The sequence below is a fragment of the Agrobacterium sp. 20P9.1.2 genome (assembly GCF_057799395.1).
In genome coordinates this window covers 589,756-609,287 of sequence record NZ_JBYOKI010000001.1, presented here as the reverse complement: position 1 = coordinate 609,287, position 19,532 = coordinate 589,756, and the positions used below count along the sequence as shown (strand labels likewise).

Sequence of the window (19,532 nt, the reverse complement as noted above, 5' to 3'; positions counted from 1 at the left end):
CAGCTGCTTTTCACCCCGAGCGAAGCCGCACCCATCGCCTTCCCAACCCGCTTGCTTTTCCTAGCCGATAATTCTGAAGAAACTATCCTACATTCAAAGCGTTACCGCGTTTTCGGAAGCAGATATGGTCAGGGCTTACTCTCGTTAAAACAGAAATTCGCCCGCGCTTTCTACCTAAGCGCGGGCGTGTCAAGTTGTGCTAGAGAACGAGTGCTATGCGTGGACTGCATCGATCAGGCGTCGTTATTCGAAGACAATGCGTGGCGCGGGCTTGCGCAGTCCTGCCCCCACCTGTGTCCAGACTTTCTCTGCAATATCTCGGTAAATTTGGGCTTGCGGTCCATCCGGCTCTGCCACCACGACAGGTGTTCCGGCATCCGACAATTCGCGGATGGAGATGGTGAGCGGCACGTCCCCGAGGAAGGGAACGCCGATACGCTCTGCTTCCGCGCGCGCCCCGCCATGGCCAAAAATATCGTAGCGTGCGCCCGTATCCGGTGCGATGAAATAACTCATATTTTCGATGACACCCAAAAGCGGCACCTCGACTTTGCGGAACATGGTGATGCCCTTGCGCGCATCGATCAGCGCCAGATCCTGCGGCGTCGAGACGATGACGGCACCGGCCAGCGGCACCTGCTGGGCGATGGTCAGCTGCGCGTCCCCGGTGCCGGGCGGCATGTCGAGAACGAGAACATCGAGCTCGCCCCATGCCACTTCCCGCAGCATCTGCATCAGGGCGGATTGGACCATCGGCCCACGCCAGATCATCGCCGCTTCTTCATCCACCAGAAAACCCATGGACATGACCTTCAGGCCATAATTTTCCATGGGAATGATGATGCGGCCTTCCGCCTGCTGCGGGCGACCGGACAGTTTCAACAGTCGCGGCAGCGAGGGGCCGTAAATATCGGCATCGAGAATGCCGACGCGTAGGCCAAGCGTCTGAAGACCAAGCGCCAGATTGACGGCGGTCGTGGATTTTCCCACCCCGCCCTTGCCGGATGCGACGGCAATAATCGCACCGATGCCGGGAACACCAGCTTTTGTGCGGGGCTGCGGAGCTACGGACTTTGCCGGTGGCGGTGGGGCTTTTGGGGCAGGAGCAGAGCCAGCTTTACGATCCGCCGTGAGCGCCACCATGGCGGATTTGATGCCGTGCACGCCGAGTGCTGCCTTTTCGGCTGCCAGCCGCAGCGGCTCCATGGAATCGGCCTTGTCTGCCGGAACAGTGATGGAGAAGAAGGCCTTGGCATCGGCAATGAATATTTCCGACACCATGCCAAGCGCCATGATGCTTCTGTCGCCGCCCGGATAGACGACGTTTTCCAGTGCCTGTTCGATCTGCTTCTTATCGACCTGTGTCATGTCAATGTCCGTTATACCCACAGCCTCGGCCCGCAACTCACAAAGATTTGGGACAGCACGATGCGTAGATTTCAGTAATGAGAGCGTTCAACGCTTCCATGTGTTGGTCTTCAATAACCAAGCGTGCGGGTTTCGCCAATGATAAAGCGCAATCCGGCTCATCACAGAATGGATTGATCAGCTTTCGCTACCGGTATCGAATTTTTCCGGATCGAAGACACGACCATCGAAAAACGCATCCGGGCCTAGTACGAGGCCGGACCGGGAGGCACCGACATCGACCGGCATGTGCAGTGTACCCTCCAGCTTCATATTGGCTGATGGCACAGGGGCGAAAAGCGGCTTGATCGCCTTGCGGAAAATATCCGGGCGGAAGGCCTCGCAGGCTGCCTCATAGGCTTTGACATCGCCTGAGAATTCCGGCGGGCAATCGTTCCACCGCAGCATCTGCGAAAAGAACCACAGCGCCTGGCTCTGCCAGGGGAAATTCGCCGCCTTGCCGCTGGTGGAAAAGAAGCCGCTGCATTCCAGCATGCGGGCAGGCGAATGCGAGATAAAGCCGGTGAGTGCCGGCAGAATGAGATCACCCTCCATATCGAGATAATGGGGTGCGGCCAGAATGCCTGCCAATTCTTCTATATTGGCGTTGATGGCGCACCATTCGCCAGCGCGGTAAAGGGCACGCAACAGCGCTTCCAGTGTTGCCGGTTCGGCCCCTGCCCAATCCCGCGAGACGGCCAGCACCTTTTCCGGCGCATTCTGCCAGATGTGGGATTTGGTGGTGATGATCCTCGCCGTTCCGCGCAGAACGGCAGCGGTACCATAGGGTTCTGCAACATAGAAACCATCGATCTCACCCGCTTCCAGCATTTGCGGCATGGCGGCGGGTGCCACTTCTACAAGCGTGATGTCACGCTCAAGGCGCAGGCGGGCATTGTCCAGGAGATAACGCAGTTCGAACATCGACACTGCCAGAGGATGTTCGACTGCAAGCTTGAGCGGTTTCAACCCCGCCGTCTGGCGCGATGCCGCCACGCGGGCAAGCGCCCGGGCGACCGTGCCGGGATCAGGGATTTTCATACCCTGCTCGACCAGATCGTCATGCACTATCTGCGAGACGGCAAAGGTCGCGCCGCCTGTGGCAAGAACAAAGGGGGCGATCAGATCAGCGGGAAGATCGGGCAGGCCCAGGGCGGAAGCAACCGGCAGGGATGCGGACAGATGCAGGCCGTGGAGATCGCCCTTTTCCCATCCGGCAAGCAACTCGCGTGCAGATGCTTTTTTAACGAGTTCGAGGGAAAGCCCCTCATCCGTGGCGAAACCTTTTTCGGCTGCGACAACAAGAACCGCACAATCAATTGTCGGAGAAAAACCAGCCTTGAAGCTTTTCGAAGCCGACAAACGAATCTCCTCTGCCGTGGGCGATTCGAGAATTGCGCACGTTGATGCAGAGTACAATCAAAAAATCGAAAATATTCCTATTTTATCAGGCCAACGCGCAACGCTTTTGCAACGGCCTGTGTGCGGTTGACCGTATTGAGCTTTTTGGTCGCGCGATTGAGGTAATGATTGACCGTATGCTCGGACAGAACGAGAATTTCAGCGATCTCCGCGCTGGTCTTTCCTGCTGCTGTCCAGTTGAGACAGTCAATCTCTCGATCTGTCAGCGTTTCGGGGATGCGGGCATCGAGACTGCGCACATAGGCGAGACGGCTGAAAACATGTGCGGCTAAGAAAGAAATTTCAGCGATGCATCTGGGCTGGAACATCGTCTTGTTGCCGTGAAACGACACTGCGCCCCTTTGACCCGAGGGATCATGCACGGGGCACCACAGCGACGTTTTCATATCGAAGCGGTCGAACAACTCCGCAACGGTTTTGGCCGCCGCATCACCATGGCCCTGCAACGCAAGATCGGCATCGACGAGAAAGGGTACAGAAGACTGCCTCAGGGTGCGAAATACATTGCTCCGGCTCAGCAGGCCCGCATTGTCATATTGATGCAGAAGCTCTGCAGGCCAATTGGTAATGACAGTATGCTGCGACAGCTCCAGGGAAATATGGGACGGAAGGTTGAGCACCATGAAGGCTTTCATGCCCCAGGCTTCCGTTATCTTCTTGAGAAAACGGAAAATATCGAACTGGGTTTTCAGTTCGGCAATCTCCTCCGCGCATTCTGCACCGGGAAGCGTAGAACTGGAAATCTCTGGCTTCAACATTGGTTCTGATTCTTTACAAGGTAAGCTTAAAAGGATGAATCTGGCTAACAGAAAATTGTTACGGCAATAATTACCAATTCGTTATATTTTTGCAAACAAAAGTTGATACGAAGTTTCATATCATTTTCGAATCTAAAGATTGTTATTGTACATTTACAGATAATTTCTATGGCTTCATTCTTGCGCAGGCGGCAGACGCACCGAAATATCTAAAGAAATATTCCGCGCTGCTTCCTGCACCAGCTCAGACCAGCCTTCAAGGCGCTCTCGCGTTAGTCTGTAGGCCGGTCCGGTGACGGAGATGGCGGCGTGAAAATATCTGCCCCGCGCCGAAACCGGTACCGCGATGCACTGAATTCCGGTCTCGTGCTCCTCGAGATCGAAGCCGTATCCGCAGTGTCGAATATTATTAATTTCTTGTTTTAGCTGGGTTGCAGAAATAATGGTGTTTTGCGTGTAGGGATGAAAGGCCATTGCGCTTGCAACGTCATCCAGTTCCGCATCGGAAAGCAGCGAAAGCGCAGCCTTGCCGACGCCGGTGCAATAGGCCGGGGACACGCGTCCGATCTGCGAATACATGCGCACCGCATGCTTGCCATCGATCTTGTCGAGATAGACGATTTCGGCACCGCGCAGCACGCCGAGATGAACAGATTCCTGTGTCTTTTCATGCAAAACACGCAGATGTGGTGCGGCGATGGAGCGCAGGTCGTTGCCGCTCCATGCCTGTGAAGCGAATGTCAGAAGCCGCACGCCCGCGACATAGGTCTGGTCGTCCTTCTGCTCCAACAGGCCCTCTTCGAGCAGATGAACAAGCTGCCGATGGAGCGTGCCACGCGGCTGGCCGGAGCGCTGGAGGATATCGGTGAAGCGAAGCGGCTGCGGCGACATGACGACCAGTTCCAGCAGCGCGATTGCCTTTCCTAACGTTCCGGTGGTGCTATCCGTTGTCTTTTCGGTAGAATGGGACGCCATTTGATCTCCGTGTGCGACATTGCCGCGCTTGACATTTCAGAGGCGGAAAGGGCACTATTCCGTCAAATGAAACTTAGTTCCAAATAATGGAACTTGCAATCCGTACTGGGAGGCGTGATGGCGGAAAATTCTGGACAGTTTTCCGAATTTGCGGATCAGGGCGTTCTCATCACCGGCGGCGGTTCGGGCATCGGCGCATCGCTGGTTACGGCCTTTGCCGAGCAAGGCGCAAAAGTCACCTTCATCGACATCAATGTTTCCGCCAGCCAAAACCTTGTCGAAACGCTATCCCGGAAAACCCGGCATCCCGTAACATTCATCGAGGCCGATCTTCGCGACCAATCCCGACTGGCGCATGCCGTGGAGACGGCGGCAGAAGCGACTGGCGGCATCAAGGTTCTGGTAAACAACGCCGCCTGGGATGACCGACACGATATCGACACCGTGACCAGCGATTATTGGGATGCGAACCACGCGGTCAATCTGAAGCCGGTGTTTTTCGTAACACAAGCGGCGCTGCCCTATCTGCGCAAGGCGCATGGTGCTTCAATCATCAATTTCTCGTCCATTTCCTACTTGTTGAATATGGGCGAATTGCCGGCCTATGCTGCGGCAAAAGCCGGTATCGTCGGCCTGACGAAAAGCCTCGCCGGACGACTCGGGCCTGAAAACATCCGAGTCAACGCTATTCTGCCGGGCATGATCGTGACCGAGCGGCAAAAGGAACTCTGGCTGACCAACGATTCGATTTCGCAAGGGGTTTCCCGCCAATGCCTCAAGCGCGCATTGACGGCGGATGATCTTACCGGTCCCTGTCTCTTTCTGGCCTCTTCGGCATCTGCCGCCATGACGGCCCAAACAATCATCATCGATGGAGGTCTTTTGTAATGTCCGATGCCGCATTTGTTGCCGTGGACTGGGGTACGACCAGTTTCCGGCTTTGGCTGATGAGCAAATCCGGCGACATACTGGGCGAGCGACGCAGCGCCGAGGGCATGACCACGGCCATGAAAACCGGCTTCCCGGAAGTGCTGGCCTCCCATCTTACCGCCCTTTCCGCACCATCCGGCCTTCCGGTCATTATCTGCGGCATGGCCGGTGCGCGGCAAGGCTGGGTCGAAGCAGGCTATGTGGATGTGCCCGCCGATCTCTCAGAGGTTTTGAAGGGTGCAGTGCGTGTGCCGGGTCAGGCAGATGATATCCGTATTCTGCCGGGTCTTGCCCAGCGCGCGGCAGAAACGCCCGACGTCATTCGCGGTGAAGAAACCCAGCTTCTGGGTGCGTTGTCCGCCGATTACAAAACCGGCGAGCAACTGGTTTGCATGCCCGGCACCCATTCCAAATGGGTCAGCGTCAGCAATCTGAAAGTCACCGGCTTTTCCACCTTCATGACCGGCGAATTGTTCGACGTCATTTCCAAACACTCCATCCTGTCGCATGCTATTGCGGATGCGGAAGCCTTTACCGGTGATCTTCCCGCTTTCCGCGCTGCCGTGGCGGATAGCTACGCCAACCCGCAAATGGCGACGAACCGGCTGTTTACGGTGCGGTCCGGGCAACTGCTGCACGGCCTTTCCGCGACAGATGCGAAGGCAAAGCTTTCCGGTACCATGATCGGGCTGGAGATTGCTGGCGCCCATTCCACCGCACCGAAAAGCGCAAAGGTGGTGCTGATTGCATCCGGCGCATTGGGTGCGCTTTACAAGGCGGCCTTCGACGCCCTGTCCATCAATTTCGTAACCATCGATGCCGATGAAGCCGTTCGTCACGGGCTTGTCGCCGCCGCACATGCCATCTGGCACTGAGGAGATTTTTGCATGCGTATTCCCTTCCCACCAATGAAGTATCCGCTCGTTGCCATTCTGCGCGGCATCCGGCCGGAAGAAACCGAGGGCGTGGTCAACGTGCTGCTGGAAAGCGGCCTGCGCGCCATTGAAATCCCGCTCAATTCGCCGGACGCTTTCCGCTCCATCGAAATTGCTGCAAAGCTTGCCCCGGCAGATGCGCTGATCGGTGCTGGCACCGTGCTGACGGTTGAGGATGTGAAGAATCTGGATGCGGCAGGCGGCAAGCTGATGGTCAGCCCGAACGTCGATGTCGAGGTCATCACGGCGGCGCGCGAAAAGGGCATGGTCACCATGCCCGGTGTTTTGACACCGACGGAAGCTCTGCTGGCGCTGAAAGCTGGTGCCACCGGCCTCAAATTCTTCCCCGCCAGTGTTCTGGGCCCATCCGGCATCAACGCCATCCGCGCCATTCTGCCCAAGGACACGATGGTTGCGGCTGTCGGCGGCGTTTCCGACAAGAATTTCAGCGACTACACCAGCATCGGCGTCACAGCCTTCGGCCTTGGCACCAGTCTCTACAAGCCTGGCATGACAGCAGCAGATGTGCATGAGCGCGCGCTCGTCACCGTCAAGGCCTATGATATCGCGATGGGAGCTTGAGCCATGGCTGACATCCACACATTTGCAGGCAAGGTGCTGGACGCGACACAGATGCATCTGGGTGAAGGACCAAGCTTCGATCCGCTGACCAACAGGCTCTGCTGGCTGAACATTCTCGGCAAGGAACTGCACGAACTCGATCCGGCGACGGGTGAAAAAACCGTACATGCCCTGCCCTTCATGGCGAGCGTCGTGGCGCGGATCGATGAGAAGCGCCAGTTGCTGGCCTCCGACGAAGGCCTGTTCATCCGCGACCGTGCAACGGGCGATCTCTTCCTCCACGCCGATTTCGAGCCCGGCAAACCCGGCAACCGCTCTAACGACGGTCGCGTGCACCAGAGCGGCGCATTATGGATCGGCACCATGGGCAAGAAGGCCGAAGACGGCGCAGGCGGCATCTACCATGTCGCCAAGGGCGTGGTGACGACACTGTTCGAGAACATCAGCATCTCCAACTCCATCTGCTTCTCGCCAGATGGCGCGACCGGCTATTATGTCGACACGCGGGCCAACAAGCTGATGGCCGTCCCGCTCGATCCAGCCACTGGCCTGCCAACCGGCCCCGGCAAGGTGCTTGTCGATCAGGCAGGCAAGGATGGTGGCATCGACGGATCGGTTTGCGATGCTGATGGCCACATCTGGAACGCCCGCTGGGGCATGGGTGCCGTGGACCGCTATTCCCCGACCGGCCAACATCTCGACCGCTATGAGGTGCCAGCAAAGCAGACGACCTGCCCGGCATTCTTCGGCGCGACCGCCAATCGCCTCGCCGTCACCTCCGCCTGCGAAGGTCTGGACGACGCGACGGTGAAGGCCAACCCGCTGTTCGGCACGACCTTTGATCTCGGGATCGAGGTGAAGGGTGTGCTGGATGGGGCTTATAGGGTTTGATGCCCTTTTTGGGATGACCCAAACATTTCCCCGTCATTCCGGCCCTGAGCCGGAATCCAGCAGAGCCGCGTCTGCGGCGAGAAGGAGTCTTCTGCGATCAAAGACTTGATCGCACTGGATCCCGCATCAAGTGCGGGATGACGGAGAACCAAAACAACCTTGGAAAAAGATTGCTACCCGAAATCCAAGCCAGACGCTGGCAAGTCGCGGTAGTTTTGCTGGAGATAGCGATGGGTCGCGGCGGCATCCGCCGGGCGGCCGTAGAAATAGCCTTGACCCATGGCGCAACCGAGGCTGCGCAGTTTTTCCGCTTCCGTCTTGTCTTCGATACCCTCTGCGACAACCTCAAGATCCAGCCCATCGCACATGGCGACAATGGCCTTGATGATGTGTTCGGACGGTCGGTCGGTGCTGATGCGTGAGACGAAGGCACGGTCGATCTTGACCTTGTCGAAGGAGAAGTCCCGCAGACGCCCAAGGCTCGACTGGCCCGTGCCAAAATCATCAAGGGAAATGCGCACGCCCGCCTGCTGAAGTTCACTGATGATGCGCTGGGCAGTATCGGCGGATGTCATGACCGCCGTTTCGGTGATTTCCAGTTCCAGCCGGCGTGGATCGAGACCCACGCGCCGCAGGATCGACAGAATGTTTTCCGCCGTCGTCGGGTCCATCAACTGTGCGGACGATAGATTGAAGGACAGAAACAGTTCTCGCGGCCATGAAAGGGCCGCCTCCGCCGCCTTGCGCAGCAGCGTTTCGGACAGTGCGTCGATAAAGCCGCGCTCTTCTGCCAATGGCACGAAGACGGCGGGTGATACGAAGCCGAGATCGGGATCGTTCCAGCGCGCAAGGGCCTCGAAGCCGATGACCGTGGCGTCGCTGAGGCGCACGATGGGCTGGAAATGCACATCGACCGCATCGCTGATGATAGCGTTTCGAAGCGCCTGTTCCAGCTGCGTAGCGCGCTTCATTTCCTGCGCGATTTCGCGCGAATAGACGGTGATCTGACCGCGACCGCGACGTTTCGAACGGTAGAGCGCGGTTTCTGCGCTCTTCAGCAAATCCTCGAAATCCTCGCCCGCGAATGGATAGATCGCAAAGCCGAAAGACGAGGATAGACGCACGTTGCGGTCGCCCAGATCGTAAGGGGCAGACAGCACGTCCTTGATCATGTTACCGACGCGCTCCGCGCCCAGACGCTCGAACACCAGCGGCAGCACGAAGGCGAACTCGTCGCCATCGTGGCGGGTCACGACCGCGCCATCCGGCACACAGGCCCTGAGGCGATGTGCGACCTGACAGAGAATTTCATCGCCCGCCTCAACGCCGAAAAGATCGTTGATTGGCTTGAAACCGTCGATGTTGGCGACACCGATGGTGAAGGGGGCGGGATCGCTTGCCCGCTCTGCAGCAAGCATGCGGATCTTGTCGCGGAGACGATAGCGGTTGCCCAGACCCGTCAGCGGATCGCTGTAAGCCATGGCCTGCAACTCGTGCTGGCTGACCTGCGGCGCATTCTGTACTGGGGATTTCATGCGCACATCCTGATCAACGGACTATGAGATTTTCGCAGACAATGTGATTTGATTCTTAAGAAAACACTATCGCTAAACTCTGCGAAATAGCCATCGATTTTCAGGGGAATGCCTCTGCTGCACGTAATTTGCGTCGATCATCCACGAATGCGATGTTCGCGCTGCGGCAGGTGCCGTTTGATCATGGCTTCCACCATATCGGGACTGATGGGCTTGAGCATCATATCGTCCATGCCCGCATCGAGGCAGGCCTGCCGGTCACCTTCAAATGCCAGCGGCACGACGCCGATGATGGGCGTGTGAATGCGCTCCGCGCCCATGATTTTGCGCAGCCTGCGTGCCGCCTCGAAACCATCGAAGTCCGGCAAGGTCGTATCCATCAGGACGAAAGTGGGCTTGTCCTGCTCGAAGATTTGCAGTGCCAGCTTGCCAGTGGCAGCGATCTTGTAGCTCAGGCCCAGACCTTCGAGGATTTGCGAAAAGACGATCTTGTTGATGTCGTTGTCTTCCGCAACGAGAACGTCAAGCGTCGCCTTCTTGGCCGGGGACGGCAGGTTGCCGGTGGAAATTTCCCAGCTTCCATCCGCCTGCTGCGAGGACAGAGCGCTGTTCTTGAGCCGGAAATGGCGGGTGATCTGGTTGATCAGCGAGCTTTCAAGCTGGAAGTCATCAACCGTCATGGCATCCACGCCATAGGTCTGGGGCAGATCGAGACAGACGATGTCCAGTTGAACATCGACGACCACAAGATCGACCCGGACATTGGCCGATGCGGCAAATTCCATGAAGGCCTTTTGTTCGTCATGGCTGGTCACGACCGCGCAATCCACGCCGACCGCGGTCATTTTGCGACGCGCGACTTCGCCAAGCGCGGTATTGGGCGTGACCAGAAGAATGCTGCGGCCCGTCAACAGCTGCGAGGCCTGATGGTGTTCGTCATCCATATAGGATGACGGCGTAAAAGACATATGTTCCAGGCCGCGAATGACGCTGCTGCCATCCGTTCCCGCCGCTGCAAAGGCAGTGACGTCATCCATGGTCGTGACCAGAAAATACCGGCCCGGATTACCAACGCGCTGCTTTCGGGTGATGACGAGGACTTCCTCACCCGTCAGGCGCGTCACCCGCTCCGGCAGAATGGCCGGGCTGCCACTTTCCAGCACATGGCGATCCATTGCATCGATGCGCGAGGCGAGCGGTTCGGAATGGATATCCGATACCGTGCGCCCGAGAATGAGATCGGCAGACGTTTCCAGAAGCGAGCAGCCAGCCTTGTTGACGGCGACATAGGTGGTGTTGCGATCCTTGACGAAGACCGAAAGCGGCAGCGTATCCAGAATTTCTTCGGTCAGCTGCACGCGCTCGATATCAAGACGCCACTGATCTTCACGCTTCTTCTGTTCGGAAATATCGGTGATGACGCAGATGCCCATGCCTGAGGGCATGCGGCGTTTGATGAAGCGCAGCCACCTGTCGCAGCCGCGTTGCTCCACGGTTTCCGAACGCTCTTTCCAGTGAGATGCCAGTTGCTCGGCAATCCAGTCATCGCGCTCCACACCGCGTGGAAGGGAATCGCTATCGACATTCTTTCGCCCATCATAAAGGGCCGCCAGAAAATCTCGAAGGCGTGTGCCGACGACAAGCTTGGTTTCGCTGATGGGCAGATAGGTCAGAAGACGGCGATTGGCGAAAACGATATGATCGTGGCGATCATAAATGATCAGCCCAGAGGAAATCGCATCGCAAACGGCGTCGAGCATCGCAGATTGAATATCTGCGCCCATCGACGCCACGTCATTCATTGCAATCCCTCACACGCACGTCTCAAAGCGAAATACACTCACAAAAACTGGCCAACGACCACACGGAAATGGCTAAAGAAATCGGACATGCGGGATCAGTGCTTGAAGCAGATTGGTCTAGATCGGGTGGCGGCCCCTGCTTTCCGCCACATATATCCCCTTCGCTATGCTGAAAGGACATAATACTGCATTCATTCCAAGCTGACTGCACCCTAGAAGTTTTCCCTTAAGAGGTACTTAACGTTGTGTGCAAGAAATATTTAGCGGGACAACCAAGCCATGGCCGGTGATTTGCGTGATTTCGCTTTCACAAGACGCACGAATCCACGAAAATGGCACCCATGTCCATCAAACAGCTCTCAGAAACCCTGATCAATCAGATTGCCGCCGGCGAAGTCATCGAACGCCCTTCGAGTGCCGCCAAGGAACTGATAGAAAACGCCATCGATGCTGGTGCGACCCGCATCGAGATCGCCACCGCAGGCGGCGGCAAGGGGCTGGTGCGCATTTCGGATAATGGCTGCGGCATGTCGCCCGCCGATCTGGAACTGGCGATCCGCAGGCATTGCACCTCGAAGATTTCAGCAACGCTGGACGATATCCGCACGCTGGGTTTTCGTGGAGAGGCCCTACCCTCCATCGGCTCCGTTGCCAAGCTGACCATTACCAGCCGCCAGCAGGGTGCCGCAGAAGGTGCTATCATCTCGGTTGCCGGTGGCAAGCTTTCGCCGGTGCGGCCAGCACCATCCAACACCGGCACCATCGTTGAAGTCCGCGATCTCTTCTTCGCCACGCCCGCGCGTCTGAAATTCCTCAAGACCGAAAAGGCGGAAGCGGCTGCAATCACCGAAATCGTCAAGCGCATGGCGATTGCCTTTCCGCATATCCGCTTCGTGCTGTCGGGCACCGACCGCTCGACGCTGGAGTTTCCAGCAACGGGCGATGACCATCTGGCGCGCATGGCGCAGATTCTTGGCGCCGACTTCAAGGACAATGCCATCGAGATCGATGCCGAGCGCGAAGACGTGACCTTGACCGGATTTGCAGGCGTTCCGACCTTCAATCGTGGCAATTCGGCCCATCAATATATGTTCGTCAATGGCCGCCCGGTGCAGGACAAGCTTTTGCTATCGGCCATTCGCGGTGCCTATGCCGAAACCATTCCACATGGCCGTTACCCGATTGCGGTTCTGTCCTTGCAGCTCGACCCGGCGCTGGTGGATGTGAATGTGCATCCGGCAAAATCCGATGTGCGCTTTCGCGACCCTGGCCTCATCCGCGGGCTGATCGTCGGGGCCGTGCGGCAGGCATTGAGCCGGGAGGGGGACCGGGCCGCAACGACAGGCGCGGCGCAGATGATGAATGCGTTTCGCCCCGGCTACAGCCCTTCGACAGTTCGACCCTTCTCGTCCCAAGCATGGACACCTGCGACCTCGCCATCGCGCCCGCTGTCTGCCTCAAGCGATCTGGCGCTGCGCGAAACCGCGCAATCGCAATTCAACGACATCACCATGCCGACGGCGCGGGCGGAGAGAGCCGACCCCACAGACAATGCGACAGCAGTAACAGACACTGCCCGTTATCCGCTGGGGGCCGCGCGGGCGCAGGTGCACGCCAATTACATCGTTGCTCAGACGGAAGACGGTCTCGTCATTGTCGATCAGCATGCCGCCCACGAGCGGCTTGTCTTCGAGGAAATTCGCAAAGCCCTGCATTCCAAGCGCCCGCCCTCGCAGGTCCTTCTCATTCCCGAAATCATCGATCTGCCGGAAGAAGACTGCGACCGGCTGATGGAACATGCCGAGGGCTTCGACAGTATGGGGCTTGCCATCGAGCGCTTCGGGCCGGGAGCCGTAGCGGTGCGCGAGACACCGGCGATGTTGGGTGAGGTCAATGTGCAGGGGCTGATGCGGCAACTGGCCGACGAGATCGCTGAATGGGACACGGCAGGCAGTCTTGCCAACAAGCTGGAATATGTCGCCGCCACCATGGCCTGCCATGGCTCGGTGCGCTCAGGCCGTCGCATGCGACCGGAGGAGATGAACGCGCTGCTGCGGCAGATGGAAAACACGCCGGGTTCCGGCCAATGCAACCACGGACGTCCGACCTATATTGAGCTGAAGCTTGCGGACATCGAAAAACTGTTTGGCAGAAGTTGAGACATTCCCGCACCTCAGGCTGGCATTCCCGCCACGGCACGGTTAAAAAGACAGAGCGTCAGGAGACTAGAAGAATGAACAGATTTGAAGGCGGCGGCAATCGCGAAGCAAAGGTCGAATATCTCGACGGCGATATGCGTATCGTCCAGACCGGCTCGCATGTCGTCTGCGCCATGACCGGCAAGTTCATTCCGCTGGACGAGCTGCGCTACTGGAGCGTTGCGCGACAGGAGCCCTATGCGGATGCCGAGGCCTCGCTGGAAGCTGAAAAACGCGCTGGCGCCCTGCCTAATCAAAAACGCGCCGGCTGATCTCCAGCGGCCAGAATTTCACGGCCTGCTAAAGTAAATTGACGTTGTGCACAACCCATCAGGAACATTCGCTGATGGCGCTGGTTAGACCAGCGTTGCAATGCACACGCACAATTTTCAATAGGAGCTGACTATGGCCGAGAAGACACTCGACGATCTTTTCTACGACACGCTGAAAGACATTTATTACGCGGAACGTCAGGTGCTGAAAGCTCTGCCGAAAATGGCACGCGCGGCGACTGACCCGAAGCTGAAGGCGGCGTTTGAGAAGCACAAGGAAGAAACCCAGGGGCAGATCGAACGCCTCCAGGAGGTTTTCGAACTTATTGGCAAGCGCGCACAGGGCAAGACCTGCGAAGCGATCCAGGGCATCATCGCTGAGGGCGAAGAGATCATGGAAGATTACAAGGGCACTGCGGCACTGGATGCTGGCCTCATTTCTTCCGCACAGGCTGTCGAACATTACGAAATTACCCGTTACGGCACGCTGAAGGCATGGGCTGAAAAGCTTGGCCACACCAAGGTCGTGCCATTGCTGGACGCCACGCTGACCGAAGAGTCCACAACGGATGAATCGCTGACCGAATTGGCCAGCTCATCGGTCAATGCCGCCGCTCAGAAGGCTGCATAAAAATCTACGATACGACAGGAGCCGGGCGATTTGCCCGGTTCTATTTATTGAAGACATAAAAAACCGGGCAATGCCCGGTTTTTTCCTATGCGGTTTTTATGGTGCGGGTTGTGCAGGTTGCGCGGGCTGAGTTGCCTGACCCGGATTAGGATTGCTGTCCGTGCCGCCGGTTGCAGGGGTCGTGCCTGACGGTGTGTTGTTATCGAAAGAGCCCGCACCCTTCGCACCCGGATCAGCCGGTGCATTTGGTGTCGATGGGCCGGGGGCCGGCTGGGTTTCGGTGGTGGCCGGTGCTGTGCTTTCGCCCCACGTCTCAGCGACGATCCAGACAGCACCTGCCAGCAGCAGGCTGATGACGAGAATGACGAGAACCGGGCTTCCACGGAAACCCTGACGACTTTCGCGTGGGGTGAAGACCTTTTTTTCGTTACCCTGCGGCATGAATTCCTCCTGAAACCTCTTGCGGGCACAGTGAATGCCCGTCTTCTCAGGAAAAGCCCCCCAACGTCAGATTGTTCCTTCACACCGGTGAGATTCAACGTTGCAGAGAATGCTAGGAATGCTGCAGCTTTCGGCGGCGGCAATTCTCTGTGGCAACATCGATGATCGTGCCTGCCGCATTGGGATCATCGAAGGCCATGTCGATCTCGATCACAAGGCTGCTCGAGAGCAATTCCGACGTCAGCCCGTGATGCCCGTTCAGGCGCACGGCATCCTTGGCGGTCATTACCGGCAAGAGATCGAGCCTATTGGCCTCATCCAGCAGATCGCCGATTTCTTCGTCACTGAAATGGTGGTGGTCGGGAAAGGAGCGTTTGGAGACGATCTGCCCTCCCAGTTCCTCCACCGTGCGGTAGAACTTGTTGGGATCTGCGATGCCCGCATAGGCCAGAACGCGCTTGCCTTCAAAGCCCGGCTGCGGACGCGGCTGAATGGACGAGACGAAAACGGGCTTTCCGGCCCGCGCCGTGGTGCGGACAATGGCATCTGCGGCATTGCCGCTTCCCACCTTGAGGATGGCCGACAGCTGGCGCATCTGCTCATCCAGCGGTGCCCGGACGGGACCTCCGGGAACGAGATGACCATTGCCGATGCCACGCTGCGTATCGATGACGACGAGGGCATAATCCAGCGTCAGCCGCGCGCTCTGAAACCCGTCATCCATGATGATGAGATCGACACCTTCCACCACCAGACGCTTTGCACCCTCGACACGTCTGCGAGAGATGACCGTCATCGCCTCACGCGCCAGCAACAGCGGCTCATCTCCGACATCGACTGAACGGTGATGGTTGGCATCGACCAGCGTGGTTACATCCAGCGTGCCGCCATAACCACGGCTGAGAAAGCCGGGCTTCAGGCCTTTGTCGATTGCGGCGCGGGCAATAGCAATGGCGGTCGGGGTCTTGCCCGCACCACCCACGGTAAAATTGCCGATGCAGATAACGGGAACAGGCACGGATGCGCGCTTTGCCTTCTTCATCGTCCGCCCGGCGACCTTGCCGTAAACGAAGGAAAAAGGCGCCAGCGCCCAAGCCTGCCAACCGGATTTTTCCCACCAGAATGGCGGTGCTTCCGAAACCATCCGTCCCCAAACTCCCGCTTTACCCGAATTGGTAGCAGCAGCTATCTGCCAGAAAGGTAAGGATTTTGCAAAGGAGGTGGTTTGCAAGCTCGATGCTTAAGATGCCGCGCGTTCCGGCAACAGGTTTTCGAGGCTCGTTATATCCTCAAAACAATAGTCGCAATCCGCCGACAGGCTCTCTTTCGAGCCCGTGCCGGTCAAGACCGCCACCCGCAGGCCAGCACCTGCGTTGCGGCCCATATGCAGATCGTGATTGTTGTCACCCACCACAGCAACACATTCCGGCGGCAGGCCGATAGCCTGACAGAAACCCAGAACCATGCCAGGCTGTGGCTTGGTGCCATGGCCGCTATCGTAACCGGCGACGAAATCAAGATCTGCCTCAAAGCCGAACCGTTTGGCCAGTTCGCGAATGGAGGCTTCGTTATCGCTGGATGCAATACCGAGCTTGTAGCCCCGGCCCTTCAGCCGCGCGAAGAAGGCTTTCAGATCCGTCACCGCGACGGATTTTCCAGCCGCATCGGTAAACAGCCGGTCGAGGCGTTGAGTGAGCTCCAAGACATCACAGGGAGAACCGGCAGCGACCAGACCTTGTGCAATCTGTGCGGTATTCCCAGCGGCCAGAAGACTGTCCGCTGTGACATGACCCGTGACCGGGTCCATGCCGCAGGCCAGAAGCAATTGGTCGGCAAGCGCTGCATCGCCCTGCGCAGCAATGGCTGCAAGCTCACGATTGACCGGACCCCAGCTGGCATCGTAACCGATGAGCGTTCCGTCTTTGTCGAAGAGGATGGCGGCGATGCTAGCCACTGAGCGTGCCGTGTTTGTCGCGTCCATGGGATCAGCCAACCGCGCTGCGTGGCTGGAGTTTCGCGGTCACCGTCAGCGGGTTGATATAGGGTTCCAGCGCCTTGACGGTGGAAGACAGTGCACCGCGCATATCCTGAATGACCCGGCCGCCCGCATCGATCATCTTGTAGCGCTCATTGTCGTTGACGAGCAGGTAATGCACGGCCTTGGCCAGCATCTCCACATCGCGAATGATGCGCCCACCGCCGGAGCGCAGCAGCTTCTGATAGGCTTCGCGGAAGTTTTGCACATGCGCGCCGGACAGGACTGCGCAACCCAGCATGGCCGGTTCCAGCGGGTTCTGCCCGCCTTCCGCCATCAGCGAACGACCGACAAAGGCCAGTTCCGTCAGGCGCAGATAAAGCCCCATCTCACCGATGCTGTCGCCGAGGAAAATATCCGTCTGAGGCGTGATGGCATCGTTGCGGCTTCTGCGCGCCACATTGAGATTCATGCCTTTCAGCATGGTCTCGATTTCGTCTGCCCGCTCCGGGTGACGTGGCACGATGATGGTGAGTTGGCCGTTGCGGGACTTGATTGCCGAATGCACGGTCCCGGCAGCCTTCTCCTCACCATCAAAGGTGGAGATGGCGGCCCATGTCTTGCGATTGCCGATCTGACGGCGATAGGTTTCCAGCAGTGCGGCATCGCAAGGCGGTGGATCGGTATCGCCCTTGAGATTGCCGGAAACGACGACCGGCCATGAACCGAGATCGCGGAAGCGCTCCGCATCCAAATCCGATTGTGCAACCACCAGAGCGAGCTTGCTGAACAGCGCCTCGGCAAAATCCGAACGGCTGTGCCAGCGCCCGAAGGAGCGATCCGACAGACGCGCATTGACGCGGATTTGCGGAATATGACGGCGCTCCAGCTCCATCATCGTCACCGGCCAGATTTCGGACTCGGCAGTAATCGCCGCATCCGGCGCCCAATAGGTCAGGAAACGGTTGACGGAAATCTTGATGTCGAGCGGGACATATTGGTGAATGACGTCATCACCCAGACGCGTGCGGCTAAGCTCTGCCGAGGTGACCGTGCCCGTGGTCAAAAGAACGTGAATGTCGCGTTTGCGGATTTCGCGGATGAGCGGAACGAGAGCGAGCGTTTCACCGACGCTTGCGGCGTGAAACCAGACGAGCGGGCCACGCGGACGCTCAGCACTGGGATAGCCGAAGCGCTCCATACGGCGGCGCTTGTCTTCCTTGCCCTTGGCGGAACGATACATGAGATAGGGGCGGGCAAAAGGGTAAGCGGCAACGCCTGCAATTCTGTAACCCGAAAGGGCGAAACGTGCGATTCGGCTGTTCATGACATGCTGCCTTCGATCATTTCGCGCAATGCTTTCCCCTGTGATCCCTGCCAGAGCGTTGCGTCGCACAAACGGAGGTGTCCGCGCAGCTCTATCTTTTTGTTTAGCCATCGGATCTTCGAAAACCGCGTCAGCGTTTTTCAGTCGATGTGTGGAAGCCTATTTCATATAAAAATGCGTCTTTTTTGTTTCAGAACAAAAATCGGCTCACGAAAAATGTAAGCGGTAACCAGATGTTGTGCGTGCCCTTACGGGACTCGCACAACCTTTTGCTCTGTCCGGTATAGTACAAAGGAAGTAGGAAAGCAGCGATTATTTGCTTTGCGGATCGAGCAGACGGTGCATATGCACTATAAAATAACGCATGTGAGCGTTATCCACAGTCTGCTGGGCCTTTGACTTCCACGCCGTGAGCGCAGTTGCATAGTCCGGGAAGATGCCAACGATATCGAGCGCCTTCAGATCGCGAAACTGTACGTCCTGAAGATTTTCAAGCTCGCCGCCGAATACGAGGTGCAGAAGCTGTTTCTGTTCGCCTGCTACAGTCATTTTCTTCTCTTCTTTCTAATATTCCAATTGCCCCGAGAAGCCCTCATCTGCGGGATTTCACCGCGAAAATCAACCTCTCGCCGACAAGTTCAGCGGCTCCAGCAGCGCTGGAAGGATATGATTTGCTGCGGCGCACAATTCCGGGTGACTGACCGCGCTGCGATTGTAGATCAGCGGCTTTCCATCAAGGCTGACCAGTTGCCCGCCTGCCCGCTCTAAAATGAGATCGGCAGCGGCCAGATCCCAGTCATGGGAACTGGCCTTGACCAGAGTCCCATCGATTCGCCCATCTGATACCATGGCAAGGCGGTAGGCGAGCGACGGCACATGCGCAATGCGGTGGACGCGCGATTTCAAATCTCGCGGAAGCCGCGCAATCACGTCTTCCGGTGCGGCAAGCTGGATTTGCTCGCGACCGGCAGACGAGACAGCCAAGGGCTGGCCATTCTTCAAAGCGGGGCCGGTGGGAAGTGCGGTAAATTCTTCGTCAAAGGCAGGTGCAACCAGCACCGCAGCAACCGGTCTGCCTCGATGGACGACCGCAACGCTCACGCACCATGTATCCTTGCCGGCAATGAAGGCACGCGTGCCATCGATTGGGTCTACCACGAAGACGGTGTCTCGCGTCAGACGATCTTCGTCATCATCGGTTTCTTCCGAAAGCCAGCCATAGTCGGGGCGTGCACCCCGCAGGACCGTCGCCAGAACCTCATTGGCGGCATAGTCCGCTGCGCTTACCGGCGAATGGCCTTGCTTCCACCATACCTCCGGGTCCTTGCGGAAAAATTCCAGCGCGACGCGCCCGGCTTGGCGGGCGGCATCCACAATGAGGTCGAGATCGGGGCGCCAGTCTGCCCCTGTCATATCGGTCATTTCATCGTCGTTCGTTGCACGGCCCTGAT

19 protein-coding genes are annotated in these 19,532 nt (G+C 57.9%); 7 read left to right on the top strand and 12 right to left on the bottom strand.

Going from position 1 to position 19,532, the window contains the following annotated elements:
• Positions 1-243: 243 nt before the first annotated feature.
• From AC27VJ_RS02905 to AC27VJ_RS02890, 4 genes are all read right to left on the bottom strand, one after another.
• The gene (locus tag AC27VJ_RS02905; RefSeq protein WP_488682733.1) at positions 244-1,368 is read right to left on the bottom strand and encodes an Mrp/NBP35 family ATP-binding protein; all 1,125 of its coding nucleotides are present in this window, start codon (positions 1,366-1,368) and stop codon (positions 244-246) included.
• A gap of 177 nt (positions 1,369-1,545) precedes the next feature.
• Positions 1,546-2,769, bottom strand: coding sequence for a CmpA/NrtA family ABC transporter substrate-binding protein (locus tag AC27VJ_RS02900; RefSeq protein WP_488682732.1), 1,224 nt, complete (start codon positions 2,767-2,769; stop codon positions 1,546-1,548).
• 77 nt (positions 2,770-2,846) lie between these two features.
• Complete coding sequence (locus AC27VJ_RS02895; RefSeq protein WP_488682731.1) at positions 2,847-3,587, bottom strand: helix-turn-helix transcriptional regulator; 741 nt, start codon at positions 3,585-3,587, stop codon at positions 2,847-2,849.
• Between the two features lie 174 nt (positions 3,588-3,761).
• Complete coding sequence (locus AC27VJ_RS02890) at positions 3,762-4,562, bottom strand: IclR family transcriptional regulator (protein ID WP_488682730.1); 801 nt, start codon at positions 4,560-4,562, stop codon at positions 3,762-3,764.
• A gap of 117 nt (positions 4,563-4,679) precedes the next feature.
• Here AC27VJ_RS02890 and AC27VJ_RS02885 point away from each other — a divergent pair, with 117 nt between their 5' ends.
• From AC27VJ_RS02885 to AC27VJ_RS02870, 4 genes are read left to right on the top strand one after another with little or no spacing between them, the layout of a single operon-like run.
• Positions 4,680-5,450, top strand: coding sequence for an SDR family NAD(P)-dependent oxidoreductase (locus AC27VJ_RS02885; RefSeq protein ID WP_488682729.1), 771 nt, complete (start codon positions 4,680-4,682; stop codon positions 5,448-5,450).
• On the top strand, positions 5,450-6,367 hold the full coding sequence (locus AC27VJ_RS02880; RefSeq protein ID WP_488682728.1) for a 2-dehydro-3-deoxygalactonokinase: 918 nt from the start codon (positions 5,450-5,452) through the stop codon (positions 6,365-6,367). Before AC27VJ_RS02885 ends, AC27VJ_RS02880 begins: the two co-directional genes overlap by 1 nt.
• 12 nt (positions 6,368-6,379) lie before the next feature.
• Entirely contained in the window at positions 6,380-7,009 is a 630-nt protein-coding gene (locus tag AC27VJ_RS02875) for a 2-dehydro-3-deoxy-6-phosphogalactonate aldolase (RefSeq protein ID WP_488682727.1), read from the top strand.
• A gap of 3 nt (positions 7,010-7,012) precedes the next feature.
• Entirely contained in the window at positions 7,013-7,900 is an 888-nt protein-coding gene (locus tag AC27VJ_RS02870) for an SMP-30/gluconolactonase/LRE family protein (protein ID WP_488682726.1), read from the top strand.
• A gap of 173 nt (positions 7,901-8,073) precedes the next feature.
• Here AC27VJ_RS02870 and AC27VJ_RS02865 read toward each other — a convergent pair whose 3' ends face one another.
• On the bottom strand, positions 8,074-9,435 hold the full coding sequence (locus AC27VJ_RS02865; protein ID WP_488682725.1) for a putative bifunctional diguanylate cyclase/phosphodiesterase: 1,362 nt from the start codon (positions 9,433-9,435) through the stop codon (positions 8,074-8,076).
• 137 nt (positions 9,436-9,572) lie between these two features.
• Positions 9,573-11,237 (bottom strand): response regulator, encoded by a 1,665-nt coding sequence (locus AC27VJ_RS02860; RefSeq protein WP_488682724.1) that lies wholly within the window; start codon positions 11,235-11,237, stop codon positions 9,573-9,575.
• Between the two features lie 341 nt (positions 11,238-11,578).
• On the opposite strand from AC27VJ_RS02860, the gene mutL reads away from it, so the two are divergent.
• From mutL to AC27VJ_RS02845, 3 genes are all read left to right on the top strand, one after another.
• Complete coding sequence (gene mutL, locus AC27VJ_RS02855) at positions 11,579-13,396, top strand: DNA mismatch repair endonuclease MutL (protein WP_488682723.1); 1,818 nt, start codon at positions 11,579-11,581, stop codon at positions 13,394-13,396.
• Between the two features lie 74 nt (positions 13,397-13,470).
• Positions 13,471-13,707: a DUF2093 domain-containing protein gene (locus AC27VJ_RS02850; RefSeq protein ID WP_488682722.1), complete on the top strand. Its 237-nt coding sequence runs from the start codon at positions 13,471-13,473 to the stop codon at positions 13,705-13,707.
• A gap of 133 nt (positions 13,708-13,840) precedes the next feature.
• Complete coding sequence (locus AC27VJ_RS02845; protein WP_488682721.1) at positions 13,841-14,338, top strand: YciE/YciF ferroxidase family protein; 498 nt, start codon at positions 13,841-13,843, stop codon at positions 14,336-14,338.
• Positions 14,339-14,434: 96 nt separating this feature from the next.
• Here AC27VJ_RS02845 and AC27VJ_RS02840 read toward each other — a convergent pair whose 3' ends face one another.
• From AC27VJ_RS02840 to AC27VJ_RS02815, 6 genes are all read right to left on the bottom strand, one after another.
• Positions 14,435-14,779, bottom strand: a complete 345-nt coding sequence (locus AC27VJ_RS02840) for a hypothetical protein (protein WP_488682720.1) — start codon at positions 14,777-14,779, stop codon at positions 14,435-14,437.
• A gap of 112 nt (positions 14,780-14,891) precedes the next feature.
• The gene (gene lpxK / locus AC27VJ_RS02835; RefSeq protein WP_488682719.1) at positions 14,892-15,923 is read right to left on the bottom strand and encodes a tetraacyldisaccharide 4'-kinase; all 1,032 of its coding nucleotides are present in this window, start codon (positions 15,921-15,923) and stop codon (positions 14,892-14,894) included.
• A gap of 96 nt (positions 15,924-16,019) precedes the next feature.
• Positions 16,020-16,760 carry an HAD family hydrolase gene (locus AC27VJ_RS02830; RefSeq protein WP_488682718.1) on the bottom strand — a complete coding sequence of 247 codons (741 nt, stop codon included), beginning with the start codon at positions 16,758-16,760 and terminating at the stop codon, positions 16,020-16,022.
• A gap of 4 nt (positions 16,761-16,764) precedes the next feature.
• Positions 16,765-18,081, bottom strand: coding sequence for a lipid IV(A) 3-deoxy-D-manno-octulosonic acid transferase (gene waaA / locus AC27VJ_RS02825; RefSeq protein WP_113088717.1), 1,317 nt, complete (start codon positions 18,079-18,081; stop codon positions 16,765-16,767).
• Between the two features lie 312 nt (positions 18,082-18,393).
• Complete coding sequence (locus tag AC27VJ_RS02820; protein WP_113088718.1) at positions 18,394-18,630, bottom strand: DUF4170 domain-containing protein; 237 nt, start codon at positions 18,628-18,630, stop codon at positions 18,394-18,396.
• A 69-nt stretch (positions 18,631-18,699) separates the two neighbouring features.
• Positions 18,700-19,503, bottom strand: coding sequence for a 3'(2'),5'-bisphosphate nucleotidase CysQ (locus AC27VJ_RS02815; RefSeq protein WP_488682717.1), 804 nt, complete (start codon positions 19,501-19,503; stop codon positions 18,700-18,702).
• Between the last annotated feature and the right edge of the window lie 29 nt (positions 19,504-19,532).

Bases quoted from the DNA above. Each gene is read 5' to 3' on its own strand.
- AC27VJ_RS02905 (WP_488682733.1), bottom strand. From the start codon at position 1,368: ATGACACAGGTCGATAAGAAGCAGATCGAACAGGCACTGGAAAACGTC.
- AC27VJ_RS02895 (WP_488682731.1), bottom strand. From the start codon at position 3,587: ATGTTGAAGCCAGAGATTTCCAGTTCTACGCTTCCCGGTGCAGAATGC.
- AC27VJ_RS02890 (WP_488682730.1), bottom strand. From the start codon at position 4,562: ATGGCGTCCCATTCTACCGAAAAGACAACGGATAGCACCACCGGAACG.
- AC27VJ_RS02885 (WP_488682729.1), top strand. From the start codon at position 4,680: ATGGCGGAAAATTCTGGACAGTTTTCCGAATTTGCGGATCAGGGCGTT.
- AC27VJ_RS02880 (WP_488682728.1), top strand. From the start codon at position 5,450: ATGTCCGATGCCGCATTTGTTGCCGTGGACTGGGGTACGACCAGTTTC.
- AC27VJ_RS02875 (WP_488682727.1), top strand. From the start codon at position 6,380: ATGCGTATTCCCTTCCCACCAATGAAGTATCCGCTCGTTGCCATTCTG.
- AC27VJ_RS02870 (WP_488682726.1), top strand. From the start codon at position 7,013: ATGGCTGACATCCACACATTTGCAGGCAAGGTGCTGGACGCGACACAG.
- AC27VJ_RS02865 (WP_488682725.1), bottom strand. From the start codon at position 9,435: ATGAAATCCCCAGTACAGAATGCGCCGCAGGTCAGCCAGCACGAGTTG.
- AC27VJ_RS02860 (WP_488682724.1), bottom strand. From the start codon at position 11,237: ATGAATGACGTGGCGTCGATGGGCGCAGATATTCAATCTGCGATGCTC.
- mutL (WP_488682723.1), top strand. From the start codon at position 11,579: ATGTCCATCAAACAGCTCTCAGAAACCCTGATCAATCAGATTGCCGCC.
- AC27VJ_RS02850 (WP_488682722.1), top strand. From the start codon at position 13,471: ATGAACAGATTTGAAGGCGGCGGCAATCGCGAAGCAAAGGTCGAATAT.
- AC27VJ_RS02845 (WP_488682721.1), top strand. From the start codon at position 13,841: ATGGCCGAGAAGACACTCGACGATCTTTTCTACGACACGCTGAAAGAC.
- AC27VJ_RS02840 (WP_488682720.1), bottom strand. From the start codon at position 14,779: ATGCCGCAGGGTAACGAAAAAAAGGTCTTCACCCCACGCGAAAGTCGT.
- lpxK (WP_488682719.1), bottom strand. From the start codon at position 15,923: ATGGTTTCGGAAGCACCGCCATTCTGGTGGGAAAAATCCGGTTGGCAG.
- AC27VJ_RS02830 (WP_488682718.1), bottom strand. From the start codon at position 16,760: ATGGACGCGACAAACACGGCACGCTCAGTGGCTAGCATCGCCGCCATC.
- waaA (WP_113088717.1), bottom strand. From the start codon at position 18,081: ATGAACAGCCGAATCGCACGTTTCGCCCTTTCGGGTTACAGAATTGCA.
- AC27VJ_RS02820 (WP_113088718.1), bottom strand. From the start codon at position 18,630: ATGACTGTAGCAGGCGAACAGAAACAGCTTCTGCACCTCGTATTCGGC.
- AC27VJ_RS02815 (WP_488682717.1), bottom strand. From the start codon at position 19,503: ATGACCGATATGACAGGGGCAGACTGGCGCCCCGATCTCGACCTCATT.